Annotated in this window: 13 protein-coding genes; 2 read left to right on the top strand and 11 right to left on the bottom strand. The window is 53.4% G+C overall.

Features of this window, described 5'->3' with window-relative positions; translation table 11 throughout:
- Positions 1–144: 144 nt before the first annotated feature.
- Positions 145–372: a hypothetical protein gene (locus tag B5E84_RS15115; protein WP_087224231.1), complete on the bottom strand. Its 228-nt coding sequence runs from the start codon at positions 370–372 to the stop codon at positions 145–147.
- A gap of 81 nt (positions 373–453) precedes the next feature.
- Entirely contained in the window at positions 454–2841 is a 2388-nt protein-coding gene (locus B5E84_RS15110; protein WP_087224229.1) for a DUF262 domain-containing protein, read from the bottom strand.
- A gap of 173 nt (positions 2842–3014) precedes the next feature.
- Between B5E84_RS15110 and B5E84_RS15105 the strand changes: the two genes are divergently transcribed.
- Entirely contained in the window at positions 3015–3842 is an 828-nt protein-coding gene (locus B5E84_RS15105) for a polysaccharide deacetylase family protein (protein ID WP_242963400.1), read from the top strand.
- On the opposite strand, the gene B5E84_RS15100 is transcribed toward B5E84_RS15105, so the two are convergent.
- Together B5E84_RS15100 and B5E84_RS15095 are read right to left on the bottom strand one after the other, a co-directional pair.
- Complete coding sequence (locus B5E84_RS15100) at positions 3839–4609, bottom strand: hypothetical protein (RefSeq protein ID WP_087224227.1); 771 nt, start codon at positions 4607–4609, stop codon at positions 3839–3841. The two genes, B5E84_RS15105 and B5E84_RS15100, sit on opposite strands and share 4 nt — an antisense overlap.
- A gap of 221 nt (positions 4610–4830) precedes the next feature.
- The gene (locus B5E84_RS15095) at positions 4831–5382 is read right to left on the bottom strand and encodes an HD domain-containing protein (protein WP_087224225.1); all 552 of its coding nucleotides are present in this window, start codon (positions 5380–5382) and stop codon (positions 4831–4833) included.
- Between the two features lie 249 nt (positions 5383–5631).
- Between B5E84_RS15095 and B5E84_RS15090 the strand changes: the two genes are divergently transcribed.
- A complete protein-coding gene (locus B5E84_RS15090; protein ID WP_087224223.1) occupies positions 5632–6318 on the top strand; it encodes a hypothetical protein in 687 nt (228 codons plus the stop codon).
- Positions 6319–6455: 137 nt separating this feature from the next.
- On the opposite strand, the gene malQ is transcribed toward B5E84_RS15090, so the two are convergent.
- From malQ to B5E84_RS15055, 7 genes are all read right to left on the bottom strand, one after another.
- Positions 6456–7955 carry a 4-alpha-glucanotransferase gene (gene malQ / locus B5E84_RS15085; protein WP_087224221.1) on the bottom strand — a complete coding sequence of 500 codons (1500 nt, stop codon included), beginning with the start codon at positions 7953–7955 and terminating at the stop codon, positions 6456–6458.
- A complete protein-coding gene (locus tag B5E84_RS15080; RefSeq protein ID WP_087224219.1) occupies positions 7952–8788 on the bottom strand; it encodes a mechanosensitive ion channel family protein in 837 nt (278 codons plus the stop codon). Before B5E84_RS15080 ends, malQ begins: the two co-directional genes overlap by 4 nt.
- 26 nt (positions 8789–8814) lie before the next feature.
- Positions 8815–11532, bottom strand: coding sequence for a 1,4-alpha-glucan branching protein GlgB (glgB, locus tag B5E84_RS15075; RefSeq protein ID WP_087224217.1), 2718 nt, complete (start codon positions 11530–11532; stop codon positions 8815–8817).
- Between the two features lie 388 nt (positions 11533–11920).
- Entirely contained in the window at positions 11921–14452 is a 2532-nt protein-coding gene (locus B5E84_RS15070; RefSeq protein WP_087224215.1) for a hybrid sensor histidine kinase/response regulator, read from the bottom strand.
- A gap of 6 nt (positions 14453–14458) precedes the next feature.
- The gene (locus tag B5E84_RS15065) at positions 14459–14812 is read right to left on the bottom strand and encodes an Hpt domain-containing protein (protein ID WP_087224213.1); all 354 of its coding nucleotides are present in this window, start codon (positions 14810–14812) and stop codon (positions 14459–14461) included.
- Positions 14813–15913, bottom strand: a complete 1101-nt coding sequence (locus B5E84_RS15060; RefSeq protein ID WP_087224211.1) for an HD domain-containing phosphohydrolase — start codon at positions 15911–15913, stop codon at positions 14813–14815.
- 86 nt (positions 15914–15999) lie between these two features.
- Positions 16000–17133, bottom strand: a complete 1134-nt coding sequence (locus tag B5E84_RS15055; protein WP_087224209.1) for a DUF3810 domain-containing protein — start codon at positions 17131–17133, stop codon at positions 16000–16002.
- Positions 17134–17346 lie beyond the last annotated feature (213 nt).

Here is a 17346-nt window from a genome sequence, read left to right as displayed (position 1 = left end):
GGGATTTTATACCCTTTTGACGGGTTAATTGAGTGATGTTATGGCTGCATGGATCAATTTTCAGATTCATGGTACTGTTATCAATTCAGATACTGTTCCGTGAATAATTTAGGTTTATTGTTTCTTGTGCAAGTTTCTCTACATCTATTCCTGCCATTCGCCCTTCTCCTTTGTTTCTTCGTCAAATGGAACGATCTCCGGTCCTATATCATTAAAGTCCATTTCATTTGTACTTAAAATTTTTTTGTATATTTTGTTTCCCCATCTCTGGATAAGAGGTGGAATAATAATAAAACCTGCAGCCATTAAAACACTTCCAACTGCAAAACATATCCATTCTCCACACCCATCTATTTTCTTCCGTTTCCGCATAACTCATCGCCTCATAAAAAATACGTGCAAATTTTACAAACTTCCATATCTTAATCCAATAATCCAATCCCAAACGTATCCTTATTGATCTTTTGCTAAATGTCTCTTATACCACTCGATTACCGCATCTCTGTCCGATTCATAGAACTGGGTAGAAATATAAATATCAGTTCCCTGGAATGACAGTGCCTTTGCGCGATATCTCTTTTGCGTTGAATTGCCCATATTTTCGGTTCTCTTGTCAGCTATTGCTGGATAAGCCGTTGTTGCGAACAATGACTTGGTATATTCCTTTGTCTTTAATTTTTCGACCTCAGTTTCCCCAAGTAACCCCCGATCAATTAAATCTGCCATGAAGTTATAAAACAGGCTTGCGACTGACAGCATTCCTTCGGCCCATGTATTCTCATCGTTGATATCGAATGGAACTTCGGATAAAGTAAACGTAAATTCCTCACTCTCCAAATCCATCTGCACCATCATATCCCGAATAAATGATATGGTTGTATTGGCCGACAGATTTGATTCGTAGTAAATACCGCTCCTATCAATTTCTTTGCCCTTACGCAGTTTTCTCTTATCATTGGTGATATACACATTGGTAGCATTCGGGATCATGTAATCCTTTGCCGCCAAATCGGAAAGAAGGGCCGTATTCAAATCATAGGCCACAGTCATAAATTTTGTAAGAACTTCTGCCCAGCTTGTCACCTTCGTATACTCGCCACTGAAAGAAAAACTACTCGGTTTCGTGTTTGTCAAATTCAATCCGCTGTCCAAAGAAAACCCGCTGTCACTATCACCCATAAAATCGGAACGAATATCTTCATAATTAAATTCTTCGATCAACCGCGCCGCAAGAACCTTCGCTCTATGTAAAATTGCGTCCTCGTTCCATGTGTCTGCCGACAGCACTTCGCGGTTAAGAATGACTGCCTTAGAGTTTGCCCTGATGATTTCCTTTTTATCACGAAAGGACTTCGTTCCCAGTTCACTGTTGTGCCCCGTTATGGTAAGGTTCCCCAATGTATGGAGATACACCTCATAGACTCTGCTGTAGTTCTCTCCAACCTCTTTCTTCCAAACTGCGGCATTCTCTTTTTGAGGAAGAATATGCTCGATGGTGAGATTGCTAACCTCAATATGCTCTTTCGTAGAATTCTCTATTGCAGAAAGAACAAACTTGCAGATAGGTTTCTTATACAAAGGCTTATAAAGTAACGCATATTCAAATTCCTCATCAGAAGGCATACGACCGCTGGCCTTAAGTCCGTTCAGAAACACAACAAATCTCTCATAATAACCATCGTATGTCGTACCGTCGATCACTCTATCGTACATGGACTTCATAAATTTCGACAGATTTTTGTTAATCTCACAGGCAGTCACTCTCACATAATATGTCAAAAGGTAATTCAAGACTTTGCACAGCGTCTTGTCATCAATGTGTCCATCTTCATAATCAGTGAATATTCTGAATATTAACGGCAGGACCGTTGTCTGCTTAATCGTATCGAAGGATCGTAAATATCCTGTAATTTCCTTGCTGTAATAATGATTCTCACCAACGAACGCTCCGTAGTACCGAGATGTTCTTTTTAGTTTTTTCAGCACATCCTCATGGCTCAAATGATTTTGTTCACAGTGTTCTTTAAAAAGCAGATACGCATTATTGGCATTTACAGCCTTGGTGATATTCGAATTTAAAAAATTAATTACAAAATCCCCCAGATTACGATATCCAACATTTTTTTCTATTTCTGACCAGTAGTCCTCGTATAATTCATCCTGGTTCTCATCATCCATCAAAAGGTAATTTCTAATAAGATCAGCAAGGCTCAGATCCAAGCCGGTAGAGTTGATAGACTCAAAGATCTTTTGCGGCTCATCCCCCTGAGATTTATCCAGAATAATTTCAACCATTTCTAGTTTTTTTATTCCGTCAAGAATATCCCCCAGCTCGTACCCTGCATCAACCGTCTCCTTGATCATAGATTTGAAAAGAATGTAGTTTTTATAGATATTGGAATTCCGGTCCATATCATCCATTTTATCCTTGATGAGAAGGAGAAGCTGTTCATTATCTGATTTAATAGGTTTCAGCTTAACCTTGTATTTCTCATCGCAATTGCGGTTAAACATAACTTCCTGGATTTCTTCTTCTATTCTGACAGAAACGCCTTTTGCTGCGTCATACAGAGCCTTAAGAAGAATATACACCGTTGTTAACCTCTGCTGGCCATCAATAATCAGAACCTCGCTCAGATTACTTCCGTTCAGTCCGACTATATAAACGATCGTTCCCGTAAAGTGCTTGTGATCACGTTTATGGGCAAGCATAATATCCTGATACAGTTTTTCACACTGAACATTTGACCAGTCATAATTTCTCTGATATACAGGCACCTTAAACACTCGCTTATTTTTTTCAATCAAATCTGAGAAAAGCCATACTCTATAAGGCTGCATAATCCAATCTCCTTTTTCTTTTGTCCGCTATGGTTTGCTCTAAGGTTCTCCTCTCCCTCATTATACCCCATCCCCCCACCCAAACACAAACCCCTTTTCCCAAAAAACCACTCATACCGCCCCCACCCCACACATACATTTTTAATAAACACCCGCCGTCAGGAGATGCGCCTATGAAACTGAAAAACCGCCTCTCTGAAAACGCCCTGTTCTGGATGGCGCTGATTTTGCTGGCCATCGGGGCCGCTACCACGTTTTACCAGCAGGGCAGCCTGGCCCTCACCGCCAGCTCCTTTCACATTTTCCAGGCCCCCGGCACCGCCAATCATCTGGCTGGAAACCGCCAGCTCCCCATTTACTGCGTCCAGACGGAAAAGCCCCAGGTGGCTCTCTCCTTCGACGCCGCCTGGGGAAACGAGGACACCAAGCAGCTCATGGACATCCTGGCCAGGCACAACGTGAAGGTCACCTTTTTCATGACGGGAGGCTGGGTGGAAAACTTTCCGGAGGATGTAAAATACATCGCCTCCCAGGGCCACGATCTGGGAAACCACAGCGAAAACCACAAAAACATGAGCCAGCTCTCCGACGAGGAGATCCGCTCCGAGCTCCAGAAGGTACACGACAAGGTAAAGGAGCTCACCGGCCAGGAAATGACCTTGTTTCGCCCGCCCTACGGGGACTACGACGACCAGGTGGTCACCGTTTCCAGGGATATGGGCTACTATCCGGTGCAGTGGGACGTGGACTCCTTAGACTGGAAAGATTACGGAACAGATTCCATCATCAACACGGTGCTGAACCACAAACACCTGGGAAACGGCAGCATTATCCTCATGCACAACGGGGCCAAATACACCCCCGCCGCCCTGGAATCCATTATCACAGGCCTTCAGGCGGCCGGATACGAGCTGGTGCCCATCTCTCAGCTGATCTATCAGGACAATTATCACATCGACCACGAGGGACGTCAGATCCCGGACCTTCCGCCGGCAGCTTAAGTGCCGCCGGCCTTTCCGGGGCCATTTTTCTTCTCCTCCCGCCGCTTTCTTCTCCAAATCCACAGGTACATTCCTCCGCCCACGGCCATCAGCACCGCCCCCAAAGACAATGCCGTCACCGCCGCCCGCACCAGATACCGGAATGTGCCATCCCCCGCGGACGGTTCCGAAACATTCTGCTTTTCCCCGTCCTGGGAATCCACCTCCCCGGCATTTCCATCCGGCAAAACGCCTCTTTCCTCCTCATTCACATCCTCAACCCCAGCTCCGTCTCCCCGGTACACTGCCCGCACATCCCACACCCGTTTCCTTCCGGACGCCAGCGCCTTCCTGCACCGAAGGCCATTCTCATCCACATAGCTTTCCCCGTCCCAGACCACTTCCTCCACCTGATAATACGCCGGGTCAAGGCCAGCCAGGGCCAGCAGTTCCTCCCCCCGATCTTCCACAAAAGGCGTCTCCTCTCCCGCCGTCACCTCCTGCCCGTTTAACAGGTAGCTGTCCGCCCCGTACTCCTCAAAGATCACCGGGAGGGAAAAATCCGCCTCCCACCGCTCTCCCCGCCTCTCCTGCCGCACCAGACGGTACACTTCCCCATCCTCGGCAAACACCTCCGGAATCTCCGTGACTGCCTCCGCCTCCCGGTAAACCACTGCCCGGTAAGCCGTACCGCCCGTTTCCACTTGTGCAGCCGTCCCAGCCGCATCTCCCATCATTCCGCCCGTCAAAACCGCCGTCAGCGCCCAAACACACATAAAATTTCCCATACCGCACCTCTCCTTTTCCACTGCAAAAAGAGAACAACCTTCGTTGTCCCGCACCTGCAACTCTAAATTGTTATTTTATTGTCAAAAACCTTATTCTGGAAAATCCCGCCGGAACCGGCGGCCTTCTTGAATCACTCTTGAATCAAAAATCAGATAAGCTCTCTCAAATCATATCCAATGCAGCTAAAAAAACAGGCAATTTCCCTGCCATTCCCTCTCTCCTACTTCCATTCTTCCCGTATGTCGCCGAATACCTGCCGGCAAAGCTCCACATACTCCCCGTACGGCTCATAATCCGACAGGGATTTCAGGCGCAGCGCCATTCCCCAGTAATACCAGGCGTGGGATTCCTTGTGCTTTTCGTTGAACCGCTCCCAAAGTGCCTCTCCCATGAGCAGATAATCCCTGGCCGTAGAGCGGATATTGCTCAGCTTGTCCCCCAGAATCAGCATTTTCAGATCCGTTCCGGCCTCCTCCGCCCGTTTGAGCTTGCGGGTCTTTCTCACCAGCCAGGACTGAGTCTTGTCGTCCGTCTCAGAGACCACCAGGTCTGTCACCCGATCCCCAAACTGCTCCCGCAGCTCCTCCTCTGTGGCGTCCGTATCCTCCAGTACATCATGGAGAACGGCCGCGGCGATCAGCTCCTCGTCCTTCGTCATACTCCCCACAATGACCGCCGCCTCCAGGGGATGGACGATATAAGGGATCTTCGTCCCCTTTCTCACTGCCCCCCTGTGGGCTTCCACAGCAAATTCAACGGCTTCTTTTATCATAACTGCCTTTCCGGCCAGCGGCCAAAGTGCACTTTTTTCTTACGATTCTTTCTAATATCTTAATCATAGCACAGTTGGCCGGAATTTAGAAGTTAAAACTTGTAAGAGCGGAAATTTTCTGCTATGCTATAGGTCAGAGTCAGACTGCCGCGGGGCGGGCACCCCCGGTATTTTCCCCGGGCCGCCGGGCGGACGGCACACCCAGCTGCCCCCAAAGGCCGCAGAAATAAAATCATCAGGAGGCATCACATGAAACAGAACCGAACACGCAGGAAAAAACAGACCCAGTCCAGCGATCTGCGGACCGTCCTTCTCTTTTACGTCCTGCCGTTTATCGTGATAAACAGCATTATCTTTTACCTGTTCACGGCCAAGCCCAAGGTGGAGATCACCGTCAGCGACACGGAGGACTACATTTCCACCACCGCCACGGTCACCATCCACACCCTTCTCCCTACAAAGGAGCTGTCCATCACCAAGGACGGACAGGCCATTGAGACGGAGCAGGCCGACAGCCACACCTACACCGTGCCCATCACGTCCAACGGCGTTCTGGAGGTGTTTGTAAAGAACTTCAACGGCATGGCCGCGTCCGCTTTCTCCCACATTAATATTTTGGACGACGCCGCGCCCACCGTGCGCAAGTACGACCTGAATGACGACATCATCACCATTGCCCTGGAAGACACCCAGTCCGGCGTGGATTTTGAGTCGGTTTACGCCGTGGATTCCGACGGAGCCCAGAGTTTTCCCATCTCCCAGGACAATTCCGCCGGAGAGGTGAAATTTGAGATGGATTCCAAGGGCCTCACCCTCCACGCCTCCGATTTCACCGGAAATGAGCTGCAGGTGACCTTCACCTCCCACATGGAAGGCTCCGAGGAGGTGCTGGACAGCATCGAGGGCTCAGAAGGTACGGAAGGCTCAGAAGAATAACGGTCCATACAAAACCCGGCAAATTGGTTTGAAAAACACAGTCAAACAAACGCAAAGCCCAAACGCAAACGACGGCCGCTCCCGGCAGGTATGATCCTGCGCCGGAAACGGCCGTTTCTATTTCTGTTTCAGACCTTCTATTTTTCCTTTTCTTCTTCCTTCTTCTCCCGGCCCCGTCCGTACACCCAGGCCAGATCCCGGCATTTTTCCCGCAGAGCCCGGTCAAACTGCCCCGGCAGAAGGCGCCATTTCCAGTTGTTTCCCAGAGTGGACGGCTCGTTCATTCTGGCCTCGCTCCCCAGCCCCAGATAGTCCTGCATGGGGATCACCGCCAGCCTCGCCCGGCTGCCCAAAGCGGCCCGGATGAAATCCCAGTGAATTTCCTCCCGGGGCGTATGGCCATTTCCCAGGTAGCGCTTAGAAAACTCCCGGTCCCACGAAGGCATGGAGCCGTACCAGCCCTGGAGCGTGTCGTTGTCATGGGTGCCTGTGTAGACGATGCAGTTTTCCTGGTAGTGATAGGGCAGATAAATGCTCTCCCCGTCGGCGGAAAAGGCAAACTCCAGCACCTTCATCCCCGGAAATCCCGACTCCTCCACCATCTGGAACACGCTGGGGGTCAAAAAGCCTAGATCCTCGGCGATGATGTCCAATTTCCCCAGCTTTTTCTCAATGGCCTGAAACAGCTCCAACCCCGGCCCCTTTTCCCAGTGGCCGCCGGCCGCCGTCTCGTCCTCAGCCGGGATAGAATAGTATTCGTCAAATCCCCGGAAATGGTCCACCCTCACCACATCATACAGCTGGAAACAGTAAGCCATCCGCTCCGTCCACCAGGCATACCCCGTTTTCTTGTGGTAATCCCAGCGGTACAGCGGATTTCCCCACAGCTGCCCCGTGGGACTGAACCCATCCGGCGGGCAACCCGCCACAGAATCCGGCTCCCTCTCCTCGTTAAACTGAAACAGCTCCGGATGGAACCAGCTGTCGGCGCTGTCAAAGGCCACGTAAATGGGGATGTCCCCGATGACGCGGATGCCCCGGCGGTTCGCGTAAGCCTTTAATTTTTTCCACTGCTCCTGAAATTTCAACTGCTGGAACTCATAAAACAGGATCTCGTCCGCCAAAAGCTTTTCGTAGCGGGCCACCGCCTGGGGCCGTCTCATGCGGATGTCTTCCTCCCATTCCGCCCAGCTTTTTCCGTTAAAATGATTTTTCACCGCCATGTAGACGCAGTATTCTTCCGTCTCCAGGCTTAAGTTCTCCTCCGACTCCTGGCCCAGGAGTTTCCACCGTTCAAAGGCTTTCCGCAGGACCTGAAAGCGGCTCTTGTAAATCCGCTCGTAGTCCACATAGGCCGGATACTGCCCGCAGTCCGCCTCCAGACATTCCTCCTTCGTCAGAAGTCCTTCCTCCGCCAGCGTATCCAGGTCGATAAAATAAGGGTTCCCGGCAAAGGCGCTGAAAGACTGGTAGGGAGAATCCCCGTAGCCTGTCGGTCCAAAGGGCAGTACCTGCCAGTACTGCTGGCCCGCCTCCTTCAGCTGATCCACAAATTCATACGCCGCCCTGGAAAAGCCTCCGATCCCGTAGGGGGACGGGATGCTGGTAACCGGGAGCAGAATTCCACATTCCCTCATCTCTTTGTATCTCCTTTTTCTGTCTTATCCGTATAATTTACATGGACATCCAGCTGGTTATAGGGAATGGAAATCCCCGCCTCGTCAAACCGCAGCTTGACCTCCTCCAAAATGTCCCATCTGGACTGCCAGTAGTCTCCTGTTGCCGTCCAGCCGCGGCCGCCGATGATCACGGAGCTGGCCGCCAGATCGCTCACAAACACCTGCACCGGCGGCTCCTTTACCACCATAGGATGGCTGGTGTAAATATCCATTAAAATCTCCTTGGCCCGTTTTAAATCCGCATCGTAGCCGATTCCCACAGCGATGTCCAGCCGCCTAAATTCCTCCGCGGTGGCGTTGGTGATGGGGGAATTGGAAAGGCTGCCGTTGGGGATAACCACCGTCTTATTGTCGGAAGTGTTCAGGGTGGTGTAAACCAGGCCGATGGACACCACACTGCCTTCCCCGTAGTCACTGACGATGTAGTCCCCCACCTTAAAGGGGCTCATCAGCAGAATCAGCACGCCTCCCGCAAAGTTGGAAAGGCTGCCCTGGAGGGCCAGGCCCACCGTCAGTCCCGCCGATCCCAGCAGGGCTATGATGGAGGATGACTGGATCCCGATCCGCTCCGCCGCCATAAAAATCAGCACGCCGTACATCAGCGCCTGCAGCAGGGACAAGAGGAACTTCCGCAGGGAAAGCTCCATATCCATGCGGGCAAAGGAGCGGTCCACCATCTTTCGGACCGCTCCCGCCACTTTAAATCCTACTACCAGTATCAGAATGGCCACCGCCAGGTCGATCCCAAACTGGGTCAGCCCCGGCAGCCAGTTTTTTACCATATCCGGCATTTACACTCTCCTGTCTCGCCTTCTGTCTATTTTGCCTTGCCGCGGGATTTCGCAGCGGATTTTGCCGCCGGTTTCCCGGTTTTCGCAGCCGGTTTTTCCGGCTCCGTTTTCGCGGCTGCCTTTTTCGTACTGGCCGGTTCTGCCTTGGCCGACGCTTTTTCCGGCTCCGCCTTGGCCGCCGGAGTTTCGGCCTTCGCCGCCGCTTTCGCGGTCTCCGCTGCCGGCGTTTCTGTCTTTTCCGCCGGTTTTTCCGCCTTCACCGCCGCTTTCCCGGTCTCTGCCGCCGGCTTTTCCGCCTTTGCCGCTGGTTTTACTGCCTTAGCCGCCGGCGTTTCCGCCTTCGCAGCTGCTTTCGCGGTCTCTGCCGCTGGCGTTTCCGCCTTCGCCGCCGGGGTTTCCGCCTTTTCCGCCGGTTTTACTGCCTTCGTCTCCGGCGTTTCCGCCTTCGCCGCCGCTTTCTCCGTCTTCACCTTCGGCGCCTCTTTCTTCACCGTCTTCTTCCCGGCCTTTTTCACCTCCGGCGTGCAGGTAAAGACGCTGACGCTCATGGGGGCCACATTGATGACGATAGAGTTGGGACGCTCGTTCCACTCCTCCTTCTTGGAGCTCTTTGCCCGCGGATTGGTGTGGCCGCTGCCGCCGAATTCCACGCTGTCACTGTTGAAAATTTCCTTATATTTTCCCGCGAAGGGCACGCCCACCTGGAACTTGTCGTGTACCACGGGAGCGAAGTTGCAGACAAAGAGCAGGGTCTCGTCTTTCTTCTTCGTCTTGCGCAGGAAGATGGCGATGTTCTCCGCCGCGTTGTTGCACTCGATCCACTCAAAGCCGTCGGGATGGAAATCCATCTGGCTGAGGGCCGGATACTGCTGATACATCTTATTCAGCGCCTTCACATATTCCTGCATCTGGCTGTGGATGGGATACTCCAGAAGTCCCCACTCCAGCTCCTTATTCTCATTCCACTCGTCCATCTGGCCGAACTCCTGGCCCATGAACAGCAGTTTCTTGCCAGGATGGCCCAGCATAAAGCCGTAGGCCGTCCGCAGGTTGGCAAACTTCTCCTCGTAGGTCGCCCCCGGCATCTTGTTCACCAGGGATCCCTTGCCGTGCACCACCTCGTCATGGGAGAACACCAGGATGAAATCCTCGCTGTAAGCGTAGATCATGCTGAAGGTCAGCTCTCCGTAGTGGTAATTTCTGAAATAGGGGTCGCACTGCATATAGCCCAGGAAATCGTTCATCCATCCCATGTTCCACTTATAGTCAAAGCCCAGGCCGTCGTCCCGCACATCCCCGGTGATCTTCGGCCAGGCCGTGGACTCCTCCGCGATGAGTACGGCTCCGTTCTTTTTCTTCTTGAAAATAGAATTCAGGTGCTTTAAGAATTCCACCGCGTCCAGGTTCTCGTGACCTCCGTAAATATTGGGAACCCACTCGCCGTCGTTCTTTCCGTAGTCTAAGTACAGCATGGAGGCCACCGCGTCCATGCGGATGCCGTCAGCGTGGTACTTCTCCGCCCAGAACAGAGCGTTCGCGATCAGGAAGTTGGAAACCTGAGGTCTGGCATAATTGTAAATCAGGGTACCCCAGTGAGGATGAGCTCCCTTTCTGGGATCCCGGTGCTCGTAGAGGCAGGTGCCGTCAAACTCCGCCATTCCCCACGCGTCCCTGGGGAAGTGGGCCGGAACCCAGTCCAAAATCACGCCGATCCCCTGGCCGTGCATATAGTCCATAAAGTACATGAAATCATCCGGCGTTCCGTAGCGGCTGGTGGGAGCGTAATAGCCGCTCACCTGATAGCCCCAGGAGGCGTCTAAGGGATGCTCCATCACCGGCAGCAGCTCCACATGAGTGTAGCCCATCTCTTTTACGTAGGCCGCCAGTCTCGGGGCGATCTCCCGGTAATTGTAAAACTCAGAGCCGACGATGGGATTCCCCGCCTCGTCCATCTGGATTTCCTTTCTCATAAAAGAACCCAGATGCAGCTCGTAGATGGCCATGGGCTTTGACTTGGTGTCCGTTTTCGCCCGCTTGTCCATCCATGCCTTGTCGTTCCATTTATACTTCTCAATATCCCAGACTACGGACGCCGTATTGGGGCGCAGCTCTCCGTAGTTGGCATAGGGATCGGCCTTTAAAATGGGATCCCCGTTCATTTTCTTGATCTCATACTTATAGAGCGTTCCCTCCTCCAGTCCGGGGATAAACAGCTCGTACACGCCGTAGCCCTCGTGGAGTTTCATCTGGTGCCTTCTGCCGTCCCAGAGGTTAAAGTCTCCCACCACGCTCACCCGCATGGCGCAGGGTGCCCATACGGCAAACAGCACGCCCTTTACCCCGTCCACTGTCATGGGGTGGGCGCCCAGCTTTTTGTAGATCTCGTAGTTTACGCCGGCGTCAAATTTTTTCAGCTCCTGCTCGGTGATCTGGTCCGCGAAGTAGTAGGGATCCCGCAGCTCCGTCTCCGTGCCGTTGTCAAACGTCACCTGTAAGGTATACGGGGCGGCTGTCTTTCTGGGGATCAGGACGGCAAAAAAACCTTCCTCGTCCGCCATCTCCATCGGGTATGTCCCCGCTCCCATCTTTACCTCTATGCTCTCAGCCGTGGGAATAAATGCCTGGACCAGCACTCCGCCGTCCACCACGTGAGCTCCCAGCAATTTCTCCGGATGACGGGCCTCCGAGTACACCATTTCCTCTATTCCCGCCCAATCCATTAGATCATACAGCATCTTGTTCATATGAGAACCCCCTTTGAATGGAAATCTACTTTCTATTTTAACATTTTGCTCCTTATAACACAACGATATTATTCTATTTTTGCCGTTTTCGTACAATTCTTTTTCGCACGGTGCCGCTTACTCCACATATTTCTTATTTTTGTGGAACGCGCGCAGTAAATGGACATGACCGCGGCGGACGTGGCCGCATCCCGCTGCCATCTTTCTCTGTGCGGCGAAACTCCCTTGCGCCGGAGCGCGGCTGCGCCAGCAGTCAGTTTCCTCCCCGCGGAGTGCGCCTCCTTGCGGAGCATTCTTGTTTAACAGGAAACGAAGTTTCCTATATCACATATCACAAAAAAAGTGTGCGCCTCAGCGCACACTTTCCCTCTTTTCTTCCATCCCGTCATCAGCTGCCTCGTCTGCTGATCAGCTTTTCCATGGTCTGCTGCAATACCGTAAAGTCAATGGGCTTAGACACGTGGGCGTCCATGCCGGCCGCCGTGGTGGCAGCGATGTCCTCCGCGAAGGCATTGGCCGTCACGGCGATGATGGGCACGGTTTTGGCGTCCGGACGGGTCAGCACCCGGATGTTTTTTGCCGCCTCGCAGCCGTCCATCTGGGGCATCTGCATATCCATCAGAATCACGTCTATGGCAAAGGGCCTGGACTCTTTAAACAGCTCCACCGCCTCCAGGCCGTTCCACGCCTGGATGATCTTCATCCCGCTCATGCTGAGAATTTCCGTGGCGATCTCCATGTTGGCCGCGTTGTCCTCCGCCAGCAGCACCGTGATTCCATCCAGGGAAAAGGTCTGCACCGCAGGCTCCCGCTTGGTCTTTTTCGCCGCGTCCTTCACAGCCGTGAAGGGAAGTATGATGGTGAAGGTGGTCCCTTTTCCCGGCTCACTCTCCACATTGATCTGGCCGCTCATCTGCGTCACCAGATTTTTCACAATGGGCATCCCAAGGCCCGTTCCCGCCACCCGTTTTACCCCAAACCTGGTCTCTCTGGCGTAAGGCTCAAAGAGCTGAGGAAGGAATTCCTTCGACATCCCGATACCCGTATCCGCCACCACCAGCTTGTATTTGGCCACATTCTGGTGGGCGAACTGGCTCACCTCCACCGAAATTCTGTCGTTCTTTCCCGTAAATTTCAGGGCGTTGGAGAGGAGGTTGTTTACGATCTGGCTGATGCGGAAGGGATCGCCCAGAACCACCTCGTCCTCCAGGGCAAAGCGCAGCTGGAATTCCTTCTGCTCCGCCTCCGCCTGGATCCGGAAGGTGGAGGCGCATTCTTCCACGCACTCCCGCAGGTCAAACTGCTGATAGTCCAGCGCCACCTTGCCCTGTTCCATCCGGGACATATCCAGAATATCGTTGATCAGTCCCAAAAGCTGACGGCTGGAGAGATTGATCTTTCCCATATATCCGGAGATCTTTTCCGGGTCGTCCAGGTTCTGCTGGACCAGCTCGGAGAGACCGATGATGGCGTTTAACGGCGTCCGCATATCGTGGGACATATTGCTGAAAAACGCGTGCTTGTTCTTCTCACTTCTGCGGGACGCCTCCAGGGCATCCTCCAGAAGTTTCTGCTCCTGTAAACGGCGCTGCTTTTCCTCGTCCACTTCCCGGAAACAGAGCACAGCCTCCTCCGGAGACAGGGATTCATCAAAGAGCACCCGCACATTCACCCAACGGTACGTATCTCCAAACAGCCGCCTGAAATCTCCTCCGAAATCCCGCACCCGCTGGGACACCAGCCCGCGGATGCTCTGGAGGGAAAAGCTCTCCACATACTCCTTGTAGGCCTCCGGCTCAATCACCTCCGTCATGACCTCCAACAGCACCTGATAGTCTCCCACCGGAGGAATCCGGCTGCGGATGTAATCCGAGCCCTTGATCATATCGTAGGTTCCGGTGGTGACATTCACCCGGTACAGGGCGTAGTAGGAATTTCCCAGCACCCGCACCGTCTCGCTGGTGCGGTCCATCTTTTCGCCAAGCCGCCAGTCCCTCCAGGCTAAGATCACAACCGTCGCCAGGCTGAACACCAAAATGACGGAAAACGCCGCCGCCATGGAATTCAGCTGCCTTAAAATCGTGGCATAGGGTACTGTGATGATAGAAATCCAGCCATTTGGCATATAGCTGTAATATACCCCACGCTTATTTCCCAGGGGGTCATTCATATAAGAATTGTAGCTGTCCTGCTCCCCGTTTTCAATGCTGGCAACCAGCTCATCCATAAATGGTTTCAGCTCATCGCCCTCCATATCCAGAATGGTCTGACTGTAAATCAGCGCCCCCTTCCGGTCACAGAGATAAAAAGAGGCATTCTCCGGAAGGGGCAGAGGATTGGACTGAAACTGGAAATTCTCCGGAAAAATGTCAAAAGCCATCACCGTATCGCTCTCACTGCACTTCTGGGAAATGGTGATCACGGGGCGGTTGTACACCGCGTCTGTGTAAAGATTGGTAAACACAGGCTCGCCGTCCGCTGCCAGGGCATTCCGATACCAATTCGTGGACTGGGCGTCATAGGTCGCGTCCCCCTCCCAGGGATTGGCAGCCACGATTTCCCCGTCCATGAGCACGTAGGGATCCACCGTCCGGTCTCCCAGGGATGCCTGCATCTGCTGGAAAAAGGTATGGATCATTTCCTTCGTCTCGCTTTTGGGGCGTCCCTGGGCGGTCTGGGTGTCGATGATCTCCGTTCCAAAATCCAGCAAAGTCTCATAGACCGTCAGGTTGTTCCTCTCCTCAGAGGAATAGCTCCTGGCTAAAGACTCCCCCAGATCCTGGGTATTCTTCAAAAGCTCCGTCCGCAGAATGAAAAAGCTCAAAACCCCCAACGCCGCCAGAAAGACCAGCACAACGCTGTAAAGAGTGATATTCCGTTGGAATACCCTCCTTCGTTTCCTTCTCCTGTTCACGCTCATCTGGCACTACCCCCGGATTGCCGCGATTGCTGCCTCGTAAGCCTGCTCCATTTCCGGCATCATGCTCTCCGCCTCCTCCCAGCGGTCCGCGCGCATCAGCGCCACCTGGCTGGTCGCCAGCTCGTAAAGTCTGGTGATGGAAAGATTTCCGCACACGCCCTTTAACGTATGGGAGGCCCGCAGCTGGGTATCCCTGTCCCCCGACGCCATGGCCTCTTTTAAAAGGGCAAAGCTCCCGTCTGTCAGGAACTTATTTAAAAACCGCTCCAGCAGCATCTCGTTGTCCATAAACCGGGACAGAGCCTCCTCCACATTGATTCCCGCTTCCTTTAAACGAATCTTTTTCCCCTCGTCCATCATCTATTCCTCTCTCCTTTGATAATATAAATTCCAGATCTCCGGCTCCACTTCCTCAAAGCACTTTAACAGCCGCGGATTAAACTGGCCGCACTCCCCGTCCCGGATCATCCGCAGCGCCTCCTTCCGGTCAAACGCTCCTTTATAAACACGGTTGCTCACCAGGGCGTCGTACACGTCCGCCAGGGAAACGATCTGTGCCCAGACGGAGATCTCATCCCCCTTCAGGCCGTCGGGATAGCCCCGTCCGTCCCAGCGCTCGTGGTGGTGCCTGGCAATGTCGTAGGCGTACTCGTAGGCCGCGTGATCCCGCATCTGAGGGATCTTCTCTAAAAGCGTGGCCCCCTGCACCGTATGGGTTTTCATAATCTCGTATTCCTCCGCCGTCAGCCTGCCCGGCTTATTTAAAATCGCGTCGGGAATGGCGATTTTTCCCACGTCGTGCATGATGGCCGCCATGGCGATCCACTCGATCTCCTCAGAGCTGATTCCTTCTCCCATCGAGGTGTGGAGCAGCATATATTTGGTGATGTCGTAAATCCTGCGGACGTGGGCCCCCGACTCGCCGCTGCGGAACTCGATGGCGGTGGACAGAGACTCGATCATTCCCACGTTCAGGTCGATGATGAGCTGGGCCTGGCGCAGCAGTTCCGACTGCTGCTGATCCACCACATTTCCCAGGCGCTTTCTGGCCTGGAACAGCTCTACCACAGAATTGACCCGCCGGCTCACGATGTAGGGAATCACCGGCTTGCTGATCACGTCCATCACCCCCATCTCGTAGGCGTCCCGCATCACGGAGTCGCTGGCCTCCGCGGTAATGAGAAACACGGGGATCTGGCCCAGCAAATTCCTGGCCTTCAGCTCCCGCAGCACCTCGATGCCGTCCATCTCCGGCATGATCACGTCCAGGAGCACCGCGCAGATCCGGTCTTTGTGCTCCAGCAGCCGCTCCAGACCAATCCGTCCGTTTTCCGCCTCCTCAATGGCGTATGTATCCGAAAACAAATTGTCCAAAATCGCCCGGTTGATCTCGTCGTCGTCGATGATCAGCACCGTGTCCGGCGTACCGGGAATGTTTTCATATAAATGCTCCAATTCCATGCCGAGTCTTCCTTTCCGTTCGCGCCTGCCGGCTGCCCCGGCGGCGCATTTTTACTCTTTCAGTATAAGGAAATGGGGGGCAGATGTCAATGAATTCCCGCCTCGCTGTCCCACCATCCAAGCATCAGATCCACCACCATGCCGTAGCTTGCCACCCCCTGCTCCTGGTCGTTTGCCTTTAAATAGGTATCGTTCATCGCCTCGGCCACCTCCGCGACCCGGCCCTCGTACCGGGCCCAAAACCGGTTGTTTTCCTCCAGATCCGCTAAAACTTCCGGATCCAGCTGCGCTCTGACCGCGAAATATCGTTCCGGATCCGCCGCTGTCAGGGCATTTCCCGCGTAGATCCAGCCCATCACGTAACCGCTGTAGCGAAACTCCCGGCGCTCCGACTCCAGACAGGCCAAAAAACCGATGAAATTGGCCTCGTCCTCCCGCATAAAGCCCTTCAGATGGGAAAGCTCATGGCAGAGGGTGTGAGGAATGTTGTAGGGGACCATGGCGTTGTTATAATTTGCCTCCACGGTGAAAGGGGAGTAGATGCCCGCCAGCTGCTGCACTGACAGGATCCAGGGAACCGTCAGGTATTTGGGCCGGGGATAGTAGCCGGACAGGCGAGAATCCCTCTCTCCCAATGCCTTCATGGCCTCCACGCCATCCTTCGCGTATTCTCCGGCCGTCAGCCGCGCGCCGGCGCAGTCCGCGTATTCATTGGCTTTCTCCGTCAGGTATCGGAGAAATTCCTCCAGCTGCTCCGCCGTGTGGGCCTCTCTCCCGTAGGAAAGCCCGTCGGAAAAGGAAGTGCTGTAGTAATTGACGCCGCAGGTGGCGCTGTAAAGAAACAGGAGCGCTCCCCCCAGAAACAGGGCCCGGGACAACATCCGAAAGGGGTCTCTCCAATGACGCGCCACGTAGACCGCACTTCCCGCCAAAAGCAGGTAGATCCCCGCCTCCGCCGCCGAAAAAGGGAAGATTCCCCAGATCCGTCCCAGGGAATTGACCCACAGGGGATAGAGGCGCGCTGTGTACCAGGACGCAAAGCCGGGGAGTTTCCGGGCGGCCAGAAGAAGGGCCAGGGCGGCGGCAAAAAGGATAGCGGCGCCGGACAGCCATGGCACGTTTCCCGGACTGGAAAAACGGGGCGTCCTATCCCTTTTTCCCCCGTCCCTATTTTTATGTCTCCCCCGGTTTTGTTCCTCTGTCCGCGTTTTCTCTCTCATCGCGCCACCTCCGTCCCCGCGTTTTCTGCCCCCATTATACTCGATTTCTTCCTTCTCTTTCCATGGCTATTTCTGGCAAAAATATGAAAATTTTATGTCCATTTCCGAAAACCCCTTGCGTTTGATGGCATTCTCATATAAACTTATTTGATATGTGAAATGGATCAGATTGCTGAAACAGCGATCGCCAGACAAGAAAGGACCGTACTCATA

Source organism: Lachnoclostridium sp. An14 (assembly GCF_002160755.1).
Taxonomy (GTDB): domain Bacteria; phylum Bacillota; class Clostridia; order Lachnospirales; family Lachnospiraceae; genus Lachnoclostridium_A.
The sequence above is the reverse complement of the archived record's forward strand: the minus strand, read 5'-3'. Positions and strand labels throughout refer to the sequence as shown.

Bases quoted from the DNA above. Each gene is read 5' to 3' on its own strand.
- B5E84_RS15115 (WP_087224231.1), bottom strand. From the start codon at position 372: ATGCGGAAACGGAAGAAAATAGATGGGTGTGGAGAATGGATATGTTTT.
- B5E84_RS15110 (WP_087224229.1), bottom strand. From the start codon at position 2,841: ATGCAGCCTTATAGAGTATGGCTTTTCTCAGATTTGATTGAAAAAAAT.
- B5E84_RS15105 (WP_242963400.1), top strand. From the start codon at position 3,015: ATGAAACTGAAAAACCGCCTCTCTGAAAACGCCCTGTTCTGGATGGCG.
- B5E84_RS15100 (WP_087224227.1), bottom strand. From the start codon at position 4,609: ATGGGAAATTTTATGTGTGTTTGGGCGCTGACGGCGGTTTTGACGGGC.
- B5E84_RS15095 (WP_087224225.1), bottom strand. From the start codon at position 5,382: ATGATAAAAGAAGCCGTTGAATTTGCTGTGGAAGCCCACAGGGGGGCA.
- B5E84_RS15090 (WP_087224223.1), top strand. From the start codon at position 5,632: ATGAAACAGAACCGAACACGCAGGAAAAAACAGACCCAGTCCAGCGAT.
- malQ (WP_087224221.1), bottom strand. From the start codon at position 7,955: ATGAGGGAATGTGGAATTCTGCTCCCGGTTACCAGCATCCCGTCCCCC.
- B5E84_RS15080 (WP_087224219.1), bottom strand. From the start codon at position 8,788: ATGCCGGATATGGTAAAAAACTGGCTGCCGGGGCTGACCCAGTTTGGG.
- glgB (WP_087224217.1), bottom strand. From the start codon at position 11,532: ATGAACAAGATGCTGTATGATCTAATGGATTGGGCGGGAATAGAGGAA.
- B5E84_RS15070 (WP_087224215.1), bottom strand. From the start codon at position 14,452: ATGAGCGTGAACAGGAGAAGGAAACGAAGGAGGGTATTCCAACGGAAT.
- B5E84_RS15065 (WP_087224213.1), bottom strand. From the start codon at position 14,812: ATGATGGACGAGGGGAAAAAGATTCGTTTAAAGGAAGCGGGAATCAAT.
- B5E84_RS15060 (WP_087224211.1), bottom strand. From the start codon at position 15,913: ATGGAATTGGAGCATTTATATGAAAACATTCCCGGTACGCCGGACACG.
- B5E84_RS15055 (WP_087224209.1), bottom strand. From the start codon at position 17,133: ATGAGAGAGAAAACGCGGACAGAGGAACAAAACCGGGGGAGACATAAA.